At 63.9% G+C, this 15,820-nt stretch carries 20 protein-coding genes; 10 read left to right on the forward strand and 10 right to left on the reverse strand.

Annotated elements, in window-relative coordinates:
• Positions 1-21: 21 nt before the first annotated feature.
• From ACGYLY_RS12375 to ACGYLY_RS12400, 6 genes are all read left to right on the forward strand, one after another.
• Positions 22-390: a hypothetical protein gene (locus ACGYLY_RS12375; RefSeq protein WP_395281310.1), complete on the forward strand. Its 369-nt coding sequence runs from the start codon at positions 22-24 to the stop codon at positions 388-390.
• Positions 391-541: 151 nt separating this feature from the next.
• Positions 542-1,975, forward strand: coding sequence for a PKD domain-containing protein (locus ACGYLY_RS12380; protein WP_395281309.1), 1,434 nt, complete (start codon positions 542-544; stop codon positions 1,973-1,975).
• Positions 1,976-2,046: 71 nt separating this feature from the next.
• On the forward strand, positions 2,047-2,595 hold the full coding sequence (locus ACGYLY_RS12385; RefSeq protein ID WP_395281308.1) for a GMP synthase subunit A: 549 nt from the start codon (positions 2,047-2,049) through the stop codon (positions 2,593-2,595).
• 36 nt (positions 2,596-2,631) lie between these two features.
• On the forward strand, positions 2,632-4,485 hold the full coding sequence (locus ACGYLY_RS12390) for a DUF2070 family protein (protein WP_395281307.1): 1,854 nt from the start codon (positions 2,632-2,634) through the stop codon (positions 4,483-4,485).
• A gap of 65 nt (positions 4,486-4,550) precedes the next feature.
• Entirely contained in the window at positions 4,551-5,942 is a 1,392-nt protein-coding gene (locus ACGYLY_RS12395; protein WP_395281306.1) for an FAD-binding oxidoreductase, read from the forward strand.
• Positions 5,943-6,160: 218 nt separating this feature from the next.
• Positions 6,161-6,361: a hypothetical protein gene (locus tag ACGYLY_RS12400; RefSeq protein ID WP_395281305.1), complete on the forward strand. Its 201-nt coding sequence runs from the start codon at positions 6,161-6,163 to the stop codon at positions 6,359-6,361.
• A gap of 81 nt (positions 6,362-6,442) precedes the next feature.
• Here the strand turns inward: ACGYLY_RS12400 and ACGYLY_RS12405 are convergent, their stop codons facing one another.
• Together ACGYLY_RS12405 and ACGYLY_RS12410 are read right to left on the reverse strand one after the other, a co-directional pair.
• A complete protein-coding gene (locus tag ACGYLY_RS12405) occupies positions 6,443-6,694 on the reverse strand; it encodes a DUF3194 domain-containing protein (RefSeq protein ID WP_231184894.1) in 252 nt (83 codons plus the stop codon).
• 3 nt (positions 6,695-6,697) lie between these two features.
• Positions 6,698-7,093: a prefoldin subunit beta gene (locus tag ACGYLY_RS12410; protein ID WP_395281304.1), complete on the reverse strand. Its 396-nt coding sequence runs from the start codon at positions 7,091-7,093 to the stop codon at positions 6,698-6,700.
• A gap of 115 nt (positions 7,094-7,208) precedes the next feature.
• Between ACGYLY_RS12410 and ACGYLY_RS12415 the strand changes: the two genes are divergently transcribed.
• A complete protein-coding gene (locus ACGYLY_RS12415) occupies positions 7,209-8,195 on the forward strand; it encodes an NAD-dependent epimerase/dehydratase family protein (protein WP_395281303.1) in 987 nt (328 codons plus the stop codon).
• Positions 8,196-8,213: 18 nt separating this feature from the next.
• On the opposite strand, the gene ACGYLY_RS12420 is transcribed toward ACGYLY_RS12415, so the two are convergent.
• The 5 genes from ACGYLY_RS12420 to ACGYLY_RS12440 form a co-directional block, all read right to left on the reverse strand.
• The gene (locus ACGYLY_RS12420) at positions 8,214-8,504 is read right to left on the reverse strand and encodes a hypothetical protein (RefSeq protein WP_395291145.1); all 291 of its coding nucleotides are present in this window, start codon (positions 8,502-8,504) and stop codon (positions 8,214-8,216) included.
• A gap of 140 nt (positions 8,505-8,644) precedes the next feature.
• The gene (locus ACGYLY_RS12425; RefSeq protein ID WP_395281301.1) at positions 8,645-8,911 is read right to left on the reverse strand and encodes a KEOPS complex subunit Pcc1; all 267 of its coding nucleotides are present in this window, start codon (positions 8,909-8,911) and stop codon (positions 8,645-8,647) included.
• 5 nt (positions 8,912-8,916) lie between these two features.
• Positions 8,917-9,051, reverse strand: coding sequence for a DNA-directed RNA polymerase subunit P (locus ACGYLY_RS12430; RefSeq protein ID WP_121817820.1), 135 nt, complete (start codon positions 9,049-9,051; stop codon positions 8,917-8,919).
• Positions 9,048-9,326 carry a 50S ribosomal protein L37ae gene (locus tag ACGYLY_RS12435; RefSeq protein ID WP_395281300.1) on the reverse strand — a complete coding sequence of 93 codons (279 nt, stop codon included), beginning with the start codon at positions 9,324-9,326 and terminating at the stop codon, positions 9,048-9,050. Before ACGYLY_RS12435 ends, ACGYLY_RS12430 begins: the two co-directional genes overlap by 4 nt.
• Positions 9,327-9,368: 42 nt before the next feature.
• Positions 9,369-9,524, reverse strand: a complete 156-nt coding sequence (locus ACGYLY_RS12440; RefSeq protein WP_231184900.1) for a hypothetical protein — start codon at positions 9,522-9,524, stop codon at positions 9,369-9,371.
• A 194-nt stretch (positions 9,525-9,718) separates the two neighbouring features.
• Between ACGYLY_RS12440 and ACGYLY_RS12445 the strand changes: the two genes are divergently transcribed.
• Complete coding sequence (locus ACGYLY_RS12445) at positions 9,719-11,263, forward strand: LVIVD repeat-containing protein (RefSeq protein WP_395281299.1); 1,545 nt, start codon at positions 9,719-9,721, stop codon at positions 11,261-11,263.
• Positions 11,264-11,344: 81 nt separating this feature from the next.
• Complete coding sequence (locus ACGYLY_RS12450) at positions 11,345-11,731, forward strand: NifU family protein (protein WP_395281298.1); 387 nt, start codon at positions 11,345-11,347, stop codon at positions 11,729-11,731.
• Between the two features lie 391 nt (positions 11,732-12,122).
• Here the strand turns inward: ACGYLY_RS12450 and ACGYLY_RS12455 are convergent, their stop codons facing one another.
• Entirely contained in the window at positions 12,123-13,550 is a 1,428-nt protein-coding gene (locus ACGYLY_RS12455) for a DUF402 domain-containing protein (RefSeq protein ID WP_395281297.1), read from the reverse strand.
• Between the two features lie 112 nt (positions 13,551-13,662).
• The gene (locus ACGYLY_RS12460; RefSeq protein ID WP_395281296.1) at positions 13,663-13,836 is read right to left on the reverse strand and encodes a hypothetical protein; all 174 of its coding nucleotides are present in this window, start codon (positions 13,834-13,836) and stop codon (positions 13,663-13,665) included.
• Positions 13,837-13,997: 161 nt separating this feature from the next.
• On the opposite strand from ACGYLY_RS12460, the gene ACGYLY_RS12465 reads away from it, so the two are divergent.
• Complete coding sequence (locus ACGYLY_RS12465; RefSeq protein WP_395281295.1) at positions 13,998-15,221, forward strand: PrsW family intramembrane metalloprotease; 1,224 nt, start codon at positions 13,998-14,000, stop codon at positions 15,219-15,221.
• Here the strand turns inward: ACGYLY_RS12465 and ACGYLY_RS12470 are convergent.
• Complete coding sequence (locus ACGYLY_RS12470) at positions 15,218-15,808, reverse strand: riboflavin synthase (RefSeq protein WP_395281294.1); 591 nt, start codon at positions 15,806-15,808, stop codon at positions 15,218-15,220. The two genes, ACGYLY_RS12465 and ACGYLY_RS12470, sit on opposite strands and share 4 nt — an antisense overlap.
• Positions 15,809-15,820: the final 12 nt, after the last annotated feature.

Below are 15,820 nucleotides of genomic sequence, written 5' to 3' on the forward strand. Positions count from 1 at the left end.
TTTCAGTCACGATTCTCTCGTATGGTATCCATCGACCGTCTCGTTCGTATCCTCGTCCTCGCCCTGCTGTCGGCGTTCGTCTTTAGCGCACTCTTCAGTCCGCCCGACCCGTTCACGCAAGTCGTGTTCGCGCCCGTGCTGTTCGTCGCCTCCCTCCCGGTCGCCAGTCTGGCGTCCGACGACCGGTGGACGCTTCGCAACCACAGCCTGTTCTTCCTCGTCGCGTGGGTCATCGGGTTCGCCGGACAACCGCTCATCCGCAGTCTGACCCTCGACGGCACGGCGTGGTTCGTGGCCACCGTCGCGTGGGTTGCCCTCGCCATCCTGTTCGCTGGATGGTTCACCTATCTCGGCCCGGCGGCGAGCGTTTTCCCTGAAGGGACCGCCTAAGGAAGCAACAGGCGGAACATAACAAAGCCAATCACGACCTTCCTGTGATTCGATACAGCCACGCTGTCGAGTGTGGCCTTCGGAGAATCGTGTCTATGACGGCTTACACACTGCTACGCACCCAGCATCGCACTCGGAGGCGACCCGTTCGATGAAGCTTCGTCCGATACTCGTCACCCTCCTCGTCCTCTCCCTATTCGGAACCGCCGTCGCGCTTCCACCGCCTGGACTGCCCGGCGACGACCTGCCGGACGCGCCGACGAACCATCACGGCACCTACGCCGTCGAGCAGGGTGCGTCCTGTACGGAAGTCAGTCCGATTCAGGGCAACACGAGCGTCGTGGATTTCTACGACTATCGCACCCCGTACACCAATTCGAGCAGTTGGGCGTACGGCTACTTCGGGCCGAAATCGTTCACCCGCGATAACGGGAGCACGATGTTCCTGTATCAGGCCCCCAGCGGCGTGACCAGCCTCGTGATGATTCACGACCGGATGAACAAGACCCGAACCGGCGACAACAACCCGATGAGTACGGTGACGTTCGGGTTCGACGGCCTGCCGAGTTCCGGTCGGTGGGTGCTGATGGACGACACGTACCCGCACCGGGACGACCAGTGGTCGAGAACGCGCCTCGACTGGATATGGGCCGGGTCCCGCACGGACGGCGGCGTCTTCCGCGGTCTGTCCGGAGATTCCGAGATAACCGTCACCCCGTCGTGGAACGAGGATGCGACGCTCTACAACCCGCAACTCAAGCACGAACCGGTCACGTCGTGGGCGTTCCTCTCGGGAAGCGGTGCTAGTCCGAGCACGGCGGAACTCGACATGGACTCGGCCGTGACCATTCACCCGGGAACGTGTGGGGCCTCGCTACAGGTGACGCTCCGCGCCGCGGGCACGGCCAGCGCCGGAACCCCGATCACGCTCGACGCGAGCAGAACGACTGACTCGGAGGGGGCGCCGAAGAAGTACCAGTGGGATTACGACGACGACGGAACGATAGACGAAACAACGACGCATCCGACGACGACCCACACCTACACGAAGCCCGGCGAACACGTCGCACGGGTGACGGTCACGGACAGCAACGGTCACACCGCCAGCGCGACGACGCCCGTGACGGTGAAGCGAACCGAAGCGGACATCCACGTGACGAGCGCGTCGCTCGACCGATCACAGGTTTCGAAGGGGGAGAAGGTGAAAGTCACCGCGACGTTCAAAAACACGGGCGACGGCGACGGGACGATTCCGGCCGTCCTCGCGGTCGGCGATTCGGTCGGTGACAGAAAACGCGTTCACGTCGCCGCCGGGGGGACGAAAACGGTCACGTACACCTACGAAGCGACCGCCTCCGGGAAACAGGAAGTGGCCGTGAACGGCGTTTCGGCGGGGACGCTCGCGGTCCAGCGATCGACCACGAATCAGGAGACGACGCACACGAAACCCGGCGGGGAGACGACCCACGACTTACACGACTCCCAGTCGCTCCCGGGGCCGAACGTCGTGTTCGACCATCCCGGCGTGAGCGGATTCGTCGTCGCGCTCTTGCTCCTCGGAGCGGCGTTCGTGGTCCGTCGGTAGATCGGAACCCCCTCGGTTCCGACGCGACGGTGACGAGGCGTTTTTATCCATGCTCTCCATATCGCCCGCCAATGACGAAAATCCTCGTCGTGGACAACCACGGACAGTTCACCCATCTCGAACACCGGGCGCTTCGGGACATGGGCATAGAAACCGAACTCATCGGCAACGACACTCCGCCGGAGGACATCGACGCCGACGGCCTCGTCCTCTCCGGCGGCCCGTCGATGGACGACATCGGCAACTGCGCGGAGTACCTCGAACTCGACATCCCGGTTCTCGGCATCTGTCTCGGCATGCAGGTCATGGCGCACGTGCTCGACGGCGAAACCGGCGAGGGGGAGTACGGTGGCTACGCCGACGTGAGCGTCGACATAACGAGCGACGACGATCCGGTCGTCGGGTCGCTCGCACCCGAAACTCGCGTCTGGGCCAGCCACGCGGACGAAGTGAAGCGGGTTCCGTCCGGGTTCGAACGAACCGCCACCAGCGACGTCTGCGGCATCGAGGCGATGAGCGATTCCGACCGCGACCTGTACGGGGTCCAGTGGCATCCGGAAGTGGCACACACCGAGGACGGCGAGGAAGTGTTCGAAAACTTCCAAAGCGTTTGTGAGTAGTATACTTTAACTCTCCGCGGCGTAGCCTTTCGCCCAATGACAGCGACCCAGAGCGACCTGGCGAGCCTGTCCCGATACATCTTCCGTGCGCCGCAGTGGTACGCGAGCGTGGGATTCGCGCTCCTCATCGCCGCGATCGCGGGTATCGGGGCCTTCGACTCGCAGTATATCCTACAGGACGCGTGGGAGGGGATCTTCTTTATCGGGATTCCGACGGTCGTCGCGAGCATCTTCACGACGCCGGTGGACCGCCGCCTCGGCGGGCAGTTGACCTACAACCGGTCGTCGCTCCTCGCGCTGACGTGTGAAATCATCGTCGTCACCGTGTTGTCGATAGCGGGGACCATCTCGGCGTTCACGGGGATGGGCCAGCAGTTCGTCTTCGACGTACTCCTCTTCAGCCTCGCGTCCGTCTTCGCCCTCCGCCTCCTCGTGGTGATGGCCGTTTCGCGCACCTCGTTTCTGACCGCAATCGTACCGGCGGGCATCCAGACCGGGGCCGCCGCCGTCCTCTTTTTCATCTACAGCGAGACGATCCGCGTCCTCGAAGTCGGCGGTCCGCTCGTGCAGGATTTGCTCGCCCGCGGCGACAAAGCCCCGGCCGCGTTCGGCGTCATCTCGCCGCGGGACTTCGTCCTCCTCGGCGTCGTCAGCGGGATGTACGCCCTCGGCGTCTACGTCTTTCTCGTCGTCATCGACCGACCGTGGCGACGCAGTCTCGGCGTCAGCGCGCTCGATTTCCTCCGGGGATTCATCGGTCACATCGCGGAGGGAACCCGCGAACTGGAGGACTTCTTCGAGCAGATGGGTCAGCAGGCGATCATTCCCGTCACCGTCCTCTCCTTTCGGCGCGAGGACGAAAGCGAGAAGGCGCGGTTCGTCCTGCCGATGATTCACCCCGGTCCGATGGGCGAAATCGGCGGCGGCAACCTCCCCCGACGGGTCGCCGTGGAGTCGGACGGAATGGCGTTTCCGCCCCACGCAACCGCCGGACACGACTTCAACCTCGTCACCGAGCGCGAAGTGGACACCATCCTCGAAACGGCGCACACCGCCTTCGAGCGAATCGAGTACAGCGACGACGCCAGTCGGAGCGTCAGAGTGCAGGAAGAGGACGCCAAAATCATGGGCCAATCGTTCGGGGACGACGCCCTCCTCGTCGCCACCTACTCCCCCGAGTTCGCCGACGACGTGGAGTACGCGGTCGGATTAGCCGCCGCCGCCGAAGCCCGGTCGGGCGGGATGGACGAGGTGATGCTGATCGATGCGCACAACTGCAACAACGGACTCCAGGGCGAAGACATCGGACACGTCTACCCCGGAAGCGAGCGCTCGTTTCACATGATTCAGGCCGCGCGGGCGACGGCGGGCGAACTCGGAAACGCCGAGCGAGGCCACCCGGAACTCGGCGTCGCGTGGGACGAAACCGAGTGGACGCCCGCGGACGGAATCGGACCGCTCGGCGTTCGCGTCGCGGTGCTCGACGTCGCGGGGCAACGGACGGTGTACGTGCTCGTCGACGGCAACAACATGGAACCCGGCCTCCGGGACCGCATCGTCGCCGCCGTCGAGGCAGACGACGTCGAGGTGATGACCACCGACACCCACATCGTGAACATGGTCGAGTCCTCGAATCAGGTCGGCGGGGCCATCGACCACGACGAACTCATCTCCCTCGTCACGCGGTTGACCGACGAGGCGGCCGCGGACCTCGAACCCGTCGAGGCGGGCATGGCGAGCGAGTACGCCGACGTGACCGTCTTCGGCAACGACCGCACCGAGACGCTGGCGAGTCACGCGAACGCCGTCATCGCCATGGGTGCGGCGCTGGCCGGGGCGGTCATCCTCGCGGTGACGGCCATCAGCGTCCTCATCTTCTTCCTCGCCTGAGGCTGTCGGAAATATCGCAATCGAGTTTATTCGCTCCTCGCGCTTACCCCCACTCGGAGGGGAAGATGGCAATCGAAACGACCGAAAGGGGAGTGGAAACGCTTCGCACGCAGTTGAAGGGAGAACTCGTCACGCCGGGCGATCCGGCCTACGACGAGGCACGCGGGGTGTGGAACGGGATGATAAACAAGCGACCGGCGATGATCGCCCAGTGTGACGGCGTCGCGGACGTACAGGCCGCCGTGACGGTCGCGCAGGAACACGATATTCCGATCGCGGTTCGCGGCGGCGGGCACGGCGTCGCCGGACGCGCGGTGGTCGACGGCGGACTCGTCATCGACCTCGAACCGATGCACTGGGTTCGGGTGAACCCCGAAACCAGACGCGTTCGCGCGGGTGCCGGTGCGACGTGGGGCGACGTGGACCGCGAGACGCAACCGTTCGGCCTCGCAGTGCCGGGCGGCGTCGTCTCCGACACGGGTATCGCCGGACTCACGCTCGGCGGCGGCATGGGACACGTCCGCCGGAAGTACGGCCTCTCGTGTGACAACCTCGTCTCGGCCGACGTGGTGACGGCGGACGGCGCGTACATCACCGCGAGCGAGGACGAACACGAAGATTTGTTCTGGGCGCTCCGGGGCGGCGGCGGGAACTTCGGCGTCGTCACCGCCTTCGAGTACGAGGCCCACCCCGTCGGCCCCGACGTCGCGATGTGCTTCGTCTGGTACGACGGCGAGCGAGCGACGGAGGTCCTCCGAAAGTTCCGGGAGTACGCGGCCGACGCACCCGACGAGGTGAGTTTGCTGCCGTTCTACGCGTGGGTTCCGGACCTCCCCGAATTTCCCGAGGAGTCGTGGGGCGACTCCTCCGTGGCGTTCCTCGGTTGCTACGCGGGAGACCCGGAGGACGGCGAAGCCGAACTCCGAACGGTTCGGGAGTTCGGCGAACCGGTGGTGGATTTCAGCGGGACGATGCCGTACGTCGAACTCCAGACGATGTTGGACGAGGATTACCCGAACGGGCGTCTCTACTACTGGAAATCGCTCTACATCGACGAGTTGAGCGACGACATCATCGACGCCGTCGTCGCCTGTGCCGAGCGCTGTCCGGTCCCGCTCTCGACCGTCGATATCTGGCAGGGCGGCGGCGCGCCCGCCCGCGTCGGCGAGACGGAAACCGCCTTCGCACATCGGGACGCGCCGTACGGAATCAACTTCGAGGCGAACTGGGACGACCCGCGACAGACCGACGCGGCCATCGCGTGGGTACGCGACTCCGTGGCCGAGATGCGGGAGTTCCCTGAAATCCGCGGGCAGTACGTCAACTTCCCCGGACTCGAAGAGGAACCGTCCTCAGTCCCGTTCGGCGAGAACGCGGAGCGACTCGCGGCGGTAAAGGCCGAGTACGACCCCGACGGCGTCTTCCGCGCTCACGGCAACCTCGAACCGGGAAGCTGAACGAAAATCCCATTCTTTTGACCGGCGTCGTCGCCGCTATCGCGTACGTCACGATGAAAACGCCGATGCCGTAACTACCGTTCACCGTTCGATACCCCGAAAATCCCCCGTGTCCCCTTCGGAAGGTCCATCCGTACTCCCGATCCTACTCCCCCCCAGCGTCTCCGCCGAGGGTTTTCGGGTCGCCACGTTCGGCGTGTTCCAGCGTACAATCGTTCGTGTCGGTCCGCGCGTTCTCCACAAGGGAGGGCGTTTACCACTCGATTGCCGCCGGTTCGCCCGAGGGAAATGTCTTCCGGTCGTCGGTTGTCCCGACGAGTGACGGGTGGGCGGTCAGCCCGGAAAACGCTGTCTCACGGCGCGAGGAAAGCGCGCCGAGTCCGCCGTTTTCGGCGGTCGTCCTCCGAGCGGGCCTGTGACTGGCGACGTATCACAGTAACTCAAAACGCGTTATATCTTATAAGAATTCGGCTTGAATATGCCAGTCAGGGGAATGAACCTTACGCCGATTCTTCAGCTTCGGCGAACAGCTCATCGACCGCCGCGCGGGCGGCCAAGGCGGCGTCGTTCGCCACCTTTTCCTCGTCCCGACTCGCGTCCGGCGCGTTGAGGTACACGTCCACGTCGAGAACGCCCTCCTCGAACGTTACCGTCACGTCCACGTCCGTAATGTCCGACTGTTTGATTCGGTCGAGTATCAGGCCCTCGGCCGCTTCCGAGGCCGTCTGAACGACCGTCTCGTCGCTGACCATCGCTTACGCGCCGCCAGCGCCGCCGGGACCGGTCGGGCCGGACGGGCCGCCTGCGCCGCCACCGAGCATCTCTTGGAGTTCGCTCTGCAGCTTCTCGAACTGGTCGCGGACGCGCTCTTCCTGTTTGTTGAGCGTCTCGACGCGGATTTCGAGGCTGTCGACCTTGTCTTCGAGGTCCGACTGGGCCGTCTCGTAGTCGGTCTTGACGAACAGTTCGCCGACTTCGTGGAACATCGTCGCGTCCTCGTCGATGTCGTCGAGTTCGTCGAGCGCGTTCTCCGACTCGGAGAGTTGCGTCTCGGCCTGGTTCTTCTGCATGGCGACCTGTTGTGCCGTGTCCTGAAGGTCCTGCAGTTGCTCGAGCTTTTCCTGTGCTTCCGGTGGAAGATTACCCTGCATACCCGTTCCTTGTCGCCCGGACTGAAAAAGCCCCGCTTTTACGTTCGTGAGGGGACCGTTTACCGTCGGTAATTCCGGCAAAATTCCTTTCCCCTGTTCCGTCGAATCGTCGAGTATGAACGTCTTCGTCGCTGGCGCGACCGGTGTGCTCGGGCGCGAACTCGTCGCGGAACTCGCGGCACGGAACCACCACGTCGTCGGCCTCTCCCGAGGCGCACGGGGGGACGAACTCGTCGCCGATTGCGGCGGCGAACCCCAACGCGGGGATATCCTCGACCAGAAATCGCTCGCTGACGCCGCCGAGGGATGTTCGGCCCTGATTCACGCCGCAACCGCGATTCCGACGAGTCGAAAACCGACCGAGGACGAATGGGTTAGAAACGATCGGGTGCGCGCCGAGGGGGCCAGAAATCTGGTGGCCGCCGCGGAGGAAGTCGACGCCGATAGGCTCCTCCTCCAGAGCATCGTTTGGGTCGCCCGGCAACCGGACGGGCGGCCGTTCGACGAGGAGTCACCACCCGATCCCGACCGAACGACGCGTTCAGCGCTGGATGCCGAGCGAATCGTCAGGCGGGGTGGCGAGGAAGGAGGGTTCGACGTCGGCGTCCTCCGATGCGGTTTCTTCTACTCACCGGAGTCAGCACACACCCGGCAGATGGGTAGCGGCCTGCTGGACGGGAGGTTCCCTATTTTGGGCGGCGGCCCCCTCGGGAAACGGGATGCGACACTTTCGATGCTCCACGTCGAGGACGCGGCGCGGGCGTTCGCCACGGCGGCCGAATCCGACGCGACCGGGTGCTGGCACGTCACCGACGACGAACCGGTTTCGCTGGCGACGATGCTGACCGCGTTCGCGGACCGTCTCGATGCACCGGAACCCCGCCGGATACCCGGCTGGCTCGCCCGCCCACTCGTCGGAAAACACTCGGTGCGCCTGCTGACGAAGTCGATGCCGACGACGAACGAGCGGTTTCGGGCGACGTTCGACTGGGAACCGACGTACCCGAGCTATCGGGAAGGATTGGACGAAGTGGTCGAAACGTGGCGAAACGACGGACTGCTGGTCGCAGGTGGAGACGGCTACGAATGGCGAGAACAGTAAGTCGGGGACCGGTACGTCTCACTCGCTTTCGAAGAGAACTACGTCCTCGTCGCCCTCATCCTCGCCGTCCAAACAGAGCGGTACCGGCGGTCCCCAGAGATATCGATGCTGGCCGTCGCAGGCGGGACAATCGTACGTCGCGATTCCCTCGCCGTCGGCGACGCTCGAATCCCAGTCGTCGGGGTCGGTGTGTTCCGTGGCGATGGGCGTCATCGTCTCGGGGCATCGGATTTCGATGCGGTGGTCGCGGTCGAAGTCGGGATTGCTATCGTCGCCCTTCTTTCGCCCGAACGGGTTGAGTCCGAACACGTCTATCGCCACCCGAGGAGGTCGCTGCGTTCCGATGTTCGAGGGGTACTGGGGACCGATCTCTCCTGCGGCACGATAGCAACCTAACGAACCCCACGAACACAAAGGCGTCGATGCGATTCGAAACGTTTCTGAAGAATCTAGAGTGACAGTTCCCCGACCGAATTCCCCGTCTCGGCCACCATCTCGGCGACCCCCACCAACGTTTGCCACGTGTTCAGCGCCGCACGGAGGGCGATGAGGTCTTCGGCCTCGACGCGAACGGAAACGGTCCGTCCGTCCCGTGCGACGGTCGTCTTCGAACGGTCGTCGTCGATTTCGCCGATCTCCTGTCCGACGCTCCGGAGTATCAGGAGCGCACGCTCCTCGGAATCGTACTCGAAATCGAGAAGCGCGTCGTGAGACACGGGCGCTACCGGACGTCGACTTCCTTGACGTCGCGGCTACGCTCTTTCAGCAGGACGCGGTGTCCACAGTACGGGCAGCGAACGCCGCCGTACTCGTCCAGTTCGACATCCCGCTTGCAGCGCGAACACTTGTAGCTCATTCTTCGTCAGCCAGTGCGGCGCGGATGGAACGCTTGACGGTCCGTCCGGCGGGCGTCTGCGGGCGGTAGGTGCCGCCGGCGAACGTGTAGCCACACCGACCGCACTCCCAGATACCCGTTCCCTGTCGGTCGACGGTGTCGCTACCGCAGTCCGGACAGGTGTGGTTTTCGTTCATGTCTGCTTCGATTTCGGAGATGCGCTTGCGCGCGACGCGACCGTATCGCGCCCCGAACCGACCGGCGCTTCCGGTTCGCGATCGAGATTTTTCGGCCATAGTACCGAGAAATAACCCGAGAAGACTGATAAAGCCTTTGAGTTAGACCGGTGGTCGGGCGAGGGCGTACCCGACGACCAGTATCGCCCCGAGCAGTCCGAGTATCGTCATCGGAAACGACGTGAACTGCCCGGCCACGAATCCACCGCCCGATAGCGTCGGAATCGCCGCGAGGACCGCGTCGTAGCGTGAGGCCATGTAATTACATATAATTACGCAGGCCCAAAAGGGCTGGGGCTGCCGAGAGAAGCGTGAGTGTCGGGTATCGAAACCGATCGGCAGCGGGAGACACGAAAGTTTCGGCCTCGTTCCGAACCACCCGTGGTGTCCGCCGTTTCGCGTACCGTTCCGTCACCCGCGCTTTTATTCCGTTTCCGACCGATTATCCCGACATGCATCGGCGAGAGTTTCTGCGCACTGCCGCCGTGGGGGGCGGAGCCGCGTCCCTGCTGGCGTCGGGGGGTGTCGCCCAGTCCGAAGCCGACCCGTACCGGCCACTCGGACACGTCGCCATCGAGGACGCAAAGGAAGCCGTCGTCGGGAACGACGGAAACACGGCCTTCGTCGCCACCACGGACGGGTTCGCCACGGTCGACATCCGAAACCCGAAACGACCGACGGTGTTGGCCGAGCGCCGCGGCCTCCTCGCCGACCACGACGGCGGCCCGCTGACGCAGATTTGGGACGCCAAGGTCGATGGAAATCGGCTTCTCGTCGCGGGACCGGCGAACCCGGTCTCAAATACCAAGGTTCACGGATTCCTGCTGTACGACGTGAGCGACCCGGCGAATCCCGAACGGGTGGCGTTCCACGAGACGTCGTTTCCGATTCACAACGCCGACTTGCAGGACGGCATAGCCTACCTCACGGGGAACAACGGGGATGGGAACCCGCTCGTACTGGTGGACGTGTCGAACGACCGGCCGAAAGAAGTCGGCCGGTGGTCGATGCTGGACTACGATTCGAAGTGGTCGGAGGTCGATTCGTGGGTGCGCACGCTCCACGACGTGTGGGTGCACGACGGGCGGGCGTACCTCGCCCAGTGGGACGCCGGAACGTGGATTGTGGACGTGTCGAACCCGAAAAAACCCACGTACGTCTCGAACTTCGGCGGGCGGCCACGGAAGGAACTCGCCGCGATTCCCACCTCGCAGGAACAGAACGCCGTCATCGGCCTCCCGGGGAACGACCACTTCGTCATGACGAACGAGGACGCCACCCTCCTCGCCTGCGACAAGGAGGCGTGGGACACCGACGGTCCGGACAAAACGGGTCCCGGCGGCATCGACCTGTGGAACATCTCGGACGTGAAACGGCCCCGAAAGCTCACGACCATTCGGCCGCCGAAGACGGCCGACCCGAGCTACGACCTCGGCGCTTCCCCCGCAGTGTCGCTCCTCTCATCCCTGTCGTCCGTCGCCACCGACCTGTCGCCGGTCGGCATCTCCTCGGCCCACGAGTGTCACGAGTGCGGACAGGGGAGTTCGGACGGCCAGTGGACCACGTCGCACAACTTCGATTTCGTCGGCGACCGCCTCTACACGTCGTGGTATCACGGCGGCGTGAAGCTGTTCGACGTGAGCGACCCGGCCAAACCGAAGGAACTCGCGTGGTGGCGAAAGCCGAGCGAGGCCGCGTTCTGGACCGCCCAACGGGTCTCCGACGAGGTGTTCATCGGCGGGAGCATGGGACGCCACGGCGACGGCCGCGGCGGTCTCTATGCCTTCCCGAACCGCGCGGGCACGCAACGAAATCCGCCGTCGCTCACGGGTGAGGGAACCACGAACCGGAAAACCATCGAATCGGGTGACGAAACCACCACCGAGTCGGACGGCGGCGTGGCCGCGACGACGGGACAACCCGGTTTCGAGGCGGGAATCGCCGGACTATCCATACTCGGCTTCGGCGTCTGGAATCACCTCCAGAATCGAAACTAGGGCGATTTTTCAGGACTAATTCGTCGGAAACCACGGGCGAGAACCCCAAGCTTACCATACTTCGAGTTCCTAGGGGTGAGTATGAGCGAGAACAGCGCGACGGAAACCACGGCGACCGATGACGGCCTGAAATCGCGGGTCGAACGCTGGCTCACCGCCCAGATGCCCATCATCCAGATGCACGGCGGGACGAGCGCGGTTCGGAAGGCCGACCCCGAATCGGGCGAAGTGGTCATCGAACTCGGCGGCGCCTGCGGCGGATGTTCCATCACCCCCATCACCTCCCAGAACATCGAAGTCGAACTCCTCAAGAAGTTCGACGAGGTGGACGACGTGTCGGTCCGCATCGCCGACGACGGCACCAGCCAGTGGAAGACGGACCAAGCCGAGAGCGTCATGGGCATCGACCGCTCCGAAGGTGGTCGTGGCGGCACGCTGAACACGCCGGGCGAGAACGAGCATTTCTAAGAACCACCTTTTGCTGTCGTTCGAAAGAACGGAGTTCTTTCGTGATGACGAGAGAGCTTTGCTCTCTCGAACTACGGTCGTAAGCGGAGAGCGAACGCGCTTGCGTTCGCTCTCCGTCTTACTCCCTAGCAAAATCTGGACCAAAACCTCGGTGCTCCCTGCGAGGCGCAACGCGCCTCGCAGTCCGCTCCGAGTCCGCTCACTTCGTTCGCGGCGAGCGGCGAGCAATTCGCGATTGTACAGAACGTAGCGTCCCGCTGACGGTGTAATATCCGTTTCCGATGATTGCGTAAATGCCGTTCTCAGCGGCTGTGTCACCGGCCGTTTTCGGTGGTCGTGTCGAACGCTGTTCTCGTTGTTTGTGTCGCCTACCGATACCCAACTTCACGCGCTACTTCGACAGCACCTTCTCGACGCTCGCCGCGACGTTTCGAGCTTTTTGGGCCAGTTCTTCGGAGATGTTTCCTTCCTCGACGGCCGCGTCGAGTTCGTCGTCGTCCACCCGCTCGACGGTTCCGTCGGGGCGCTTTACCACGTCGACGTGGAGGTCCACGTAGCGCACCGAACGGGGGAACAGTTCCACCGGCGTACAGACGTTGACGTAGGTTCCCTTCGATTTCCCATTTTCGCTCCGGTACGCCGTCGGATACCACCATCGTCCCTCCCTGAACTTCGTAATCGCCACGTCGCCGCGCTCCCGGTCGGTTCCGATAGCGTCGTACGTTCCGGAACTCCCCATCTCGCGTCGGACGGTGTACTTTCCGGACTCGGGGTCCGCCTCCGCGACGGTCCCCTTGCCGAGCGAGAAACACTGACCGTCTGGTTTCCCGTGATCGATGAACACCTCGTCGTCCGCGTCGGGGCCGAACTGTCGGAGGGTCGCGCCGGTCGGCATCCCGTCGAACGCCGCCTCGCTGTCGGCGTAGAGGTCCTCGGCGAAATCGACCGCCGTGCTGGCCGAGGAGTCGGCGGCCTTGATTCGGTGATGGCCGGGAAGCGTCGTCGTGACCTCACGGCGGGCCTCGTCCAAGGCGAACCGGGATTCGCGTCCGAACCACAGCCACGCCGTCGCCTCGGGTTCCGCGAGGGACCGCGTGGCGTCGACGTCCGGGTCGTCGGACAACGCGTCGTCGATGGCTTCGGCCCGTTCGACGGCCTCGGAGAGGGCGGCGTTCATCTCGTCCAGCGTGGCGTCGCTGGCCGCGTACTCCCAGCGGACGCCCCACTCGTCTGGGACCTCCGTCGGAAGCATCTCGGTCGTGCGGGCGAGTTCGCGCCTGCTGGCGTCGTCCGGCGCGCTGGCGACGACTTCGTTCACGCCCTTCGAGAGGCTGGCGACGCCGCCGAACACCTGCACGTCGGTTCCGAGCAGGGTCCGGTCGCGCGACCACGGCGGTTCGGGGTCGTGGACCTGCACCCGAACGTGGTCGCCCTCGTCGATTCGACGGTCGAGGGCGCGGAACGGCAGAAACCCCTCGCCGCGGTCCTCGCCGAGGTCCACGACGGCACCGCTCCCGAGGGTGTCGCTGACGACGCCGTCGAAGAGCGCCCCTCGGGGTGCCGGGTCGTCCCAGTGAAACGTGTCGATGGCGATGTCCGCCAACTCGGTCTGGATTCGGGCGACGGTTTGGGGGTCTCCGAAAATGCCCGCGCCCTGCCTGTCGTCGGTCGTCTCGACCGCGGCGTCGTACTCGGCGGTTTCGAACGACTCGTCGAACCGTCGCCTGATGGGTGGCGAGGCCTGCACCACGTCGAACTCCTCGCCGAGGAGGCGCGTGAGCGCGGTGGTGTAGATGCCTCTGATTCGGATTCGACTCATAGCAGGGAGTAACACGGGCGCAGTTCGGTCGTCGCGTCGAGCGAGAAGGCTTGCATACCCGCCGGTTGGCAGGGAGGGGTTTTCAGGATGACGAGGTTCGGTCGCGAAGGAATCAGTCGTCTGCGGGAACGGTTCCGGTCCAGTTCGCGTCGGTAACGCTCGACGCGGCGTCGGTCACGGACGGCGCTTCCACGTCGTCCGACGGTTCGTCCGATTCGGCTTGCTCGTCGGCAGCCGACTCCTCGTTATTTCGTCGTGTTGTTTTTTCCGGCGGTGCCGAGTACATTATTCCTCGACTGTGGCTCACGGGTGTCATGGTATGGCGTGATGGGGGATTCTTCTTATTAAGAATGCCCCTACAGGAATAATACGCAATATAACCACATATTAGGAATTATAGGTAGCCGATGCCGAACGATTTACTCTATGGCTATGCGAACTTGAAACATGGATGAAAAAAGGGACCCGATCGCTCGCGGGCTCGGCGACTCGGTAGACCTCTACGGAATCTCTACGTGGGAAGAACGAACGCGTCTCGATTGGTTTGCGACGAAACTGTACGGCGCGCTCGTCGTCTCGGCCCGCACTTTGATCATTCTCCTCGCCGCAGGGATCTTACTGCTACAGTTCGTGTTCGGCGGATTGGCGGTGTTGAGCGACCCGTGGGTGGGCGCGTTCGTCCTCCTCTCGGTCGTTCCCGCGTTCGCGCTCGCGGCCTACATCTGGCACGCCGACGTCACCATGTCGGAACCGCTGCCGCTTCTCGTCGGAACGTTCCTCCTCGGCGTCCTGTTCGCCATGTTCGCGGCCGTGTTCAATTCCGCCCTGCAACCGGTGTTTACCGGCGTGCCCCTCTTCGGGGCGGTGCTCTATTTTTACCTCATCGTCGGTCCCGTCGAGGAGACGGTGAAATGGTTGGCCGTGCGGTTGTTCGCCTACCGGAGCGAGAAGTTCGACGCGGTCATCGACGGGGCGGTCTACGGGGCGATGGCCGGGTTGGGCTTCGCAACCATCGAGAACGCCATCTACATCAGTCAAGGCGTTCTGTCGTCCACCGGCACCGACCCGATTCTGAACGCCGGACAGACCGCCGTGTTTCGACTGTTCGCCGGACCGGGTCACGTCATCTACTCCGCGTTCGCGGGCTACTATCTCGGCTTGGCGAAGTTCAACCGCGAGAACGCGGGTCCAATCGCGGTGAAAGGCCTCCTCATCGCGGCGTTCATCCACGCGACGTACAACACGCTCGTCGGGTTCGTTCCCAACGTGATATCGGCCTTCTACCCCAGCGTCTCGACCGAAATCGCCTATATCGCGTTCGTGTTCATCTACGACGGGTTCTTCGGCTATCTGCTCTACCGGAAGATATCACGCTACCGCGCCATGTACGCCGAGGTCGAGGAATCGAACGAAGAAAAGGAGCGACAGGGAATCATCGAAATGGACGAGTTCGTCCGGGAGGAGAAACGGACGCCGTCGCAGTCCGGTTCGTCCGACGGGAGCGAGTTGCTCGGCGAGGAGAGGGGGAACGAACTCCTCGGAAACGACGATACCGGCTTCGTGAGAGGGGAATGGAGCGATATCGAGCGCGGTACGGACGCCGATGCCGACGAAAGCAACGAAAGCGAAGAAAACGAGCGTTCCGACGACACCTCGACGTTCGACTTCTAGCGCTCCGCGAGGAGTTCTTCGGCGTACTTCGCCAGCACGTCCACTTCGAGATGCACGGGGTCGCCGGGTTCCTTCTCCGAGAGGTTCGTCACGCGGCGCGTCGTCGGAATGATGGCGACGGTGAACGTCTCCTCCCCTTTCTCCGCCACCGTGAGGCTGATGCCGTCCAGCGCGACGGACCCTTTGTTCACGATGTACTGGCCGAACGCCTCGGGGACGGCGAACTCGTACACCCAGTCTTCACCAACTTCACGTACGTCCACCACCTCGGTCGTCGTATCCACGTGACCCTGCACGAAGTGGCCGTCGAGGCGGGCGTCGGCCCGGAGCGCGCGTTCGAGGTTGACGACGTCGCCCTCCTCGATTTCTCCGAGATAGGTCTTTTCGACGGTTTCGGCGGCCAAAAACACCTCGAACGACTCGCCGTCGAACTCCTCGACGGTCAGGCAGGCACCGTTGACGGCGATGCTCGCGCCGTCTTCCACGTCCGAAAGCACCTCCTCGGCCGCGATGGTGAGCCGTCGGCCGCCGTCCGACTCCTCCACGCGACGAACCTCGCCGACCTCCGCAACGATTCCGGTAAACATAACGGAACTGTG

It is taken from the genome of Haladaptatus sp. CMAA 1909, assembly GCF_043952005.1.
In the GTDB taxonomy this organism is placed as follows: Archaea; Halobacteriota; Halobacteria; order Halobacteriales; family Haladaptataceae; genus Haladaptatus.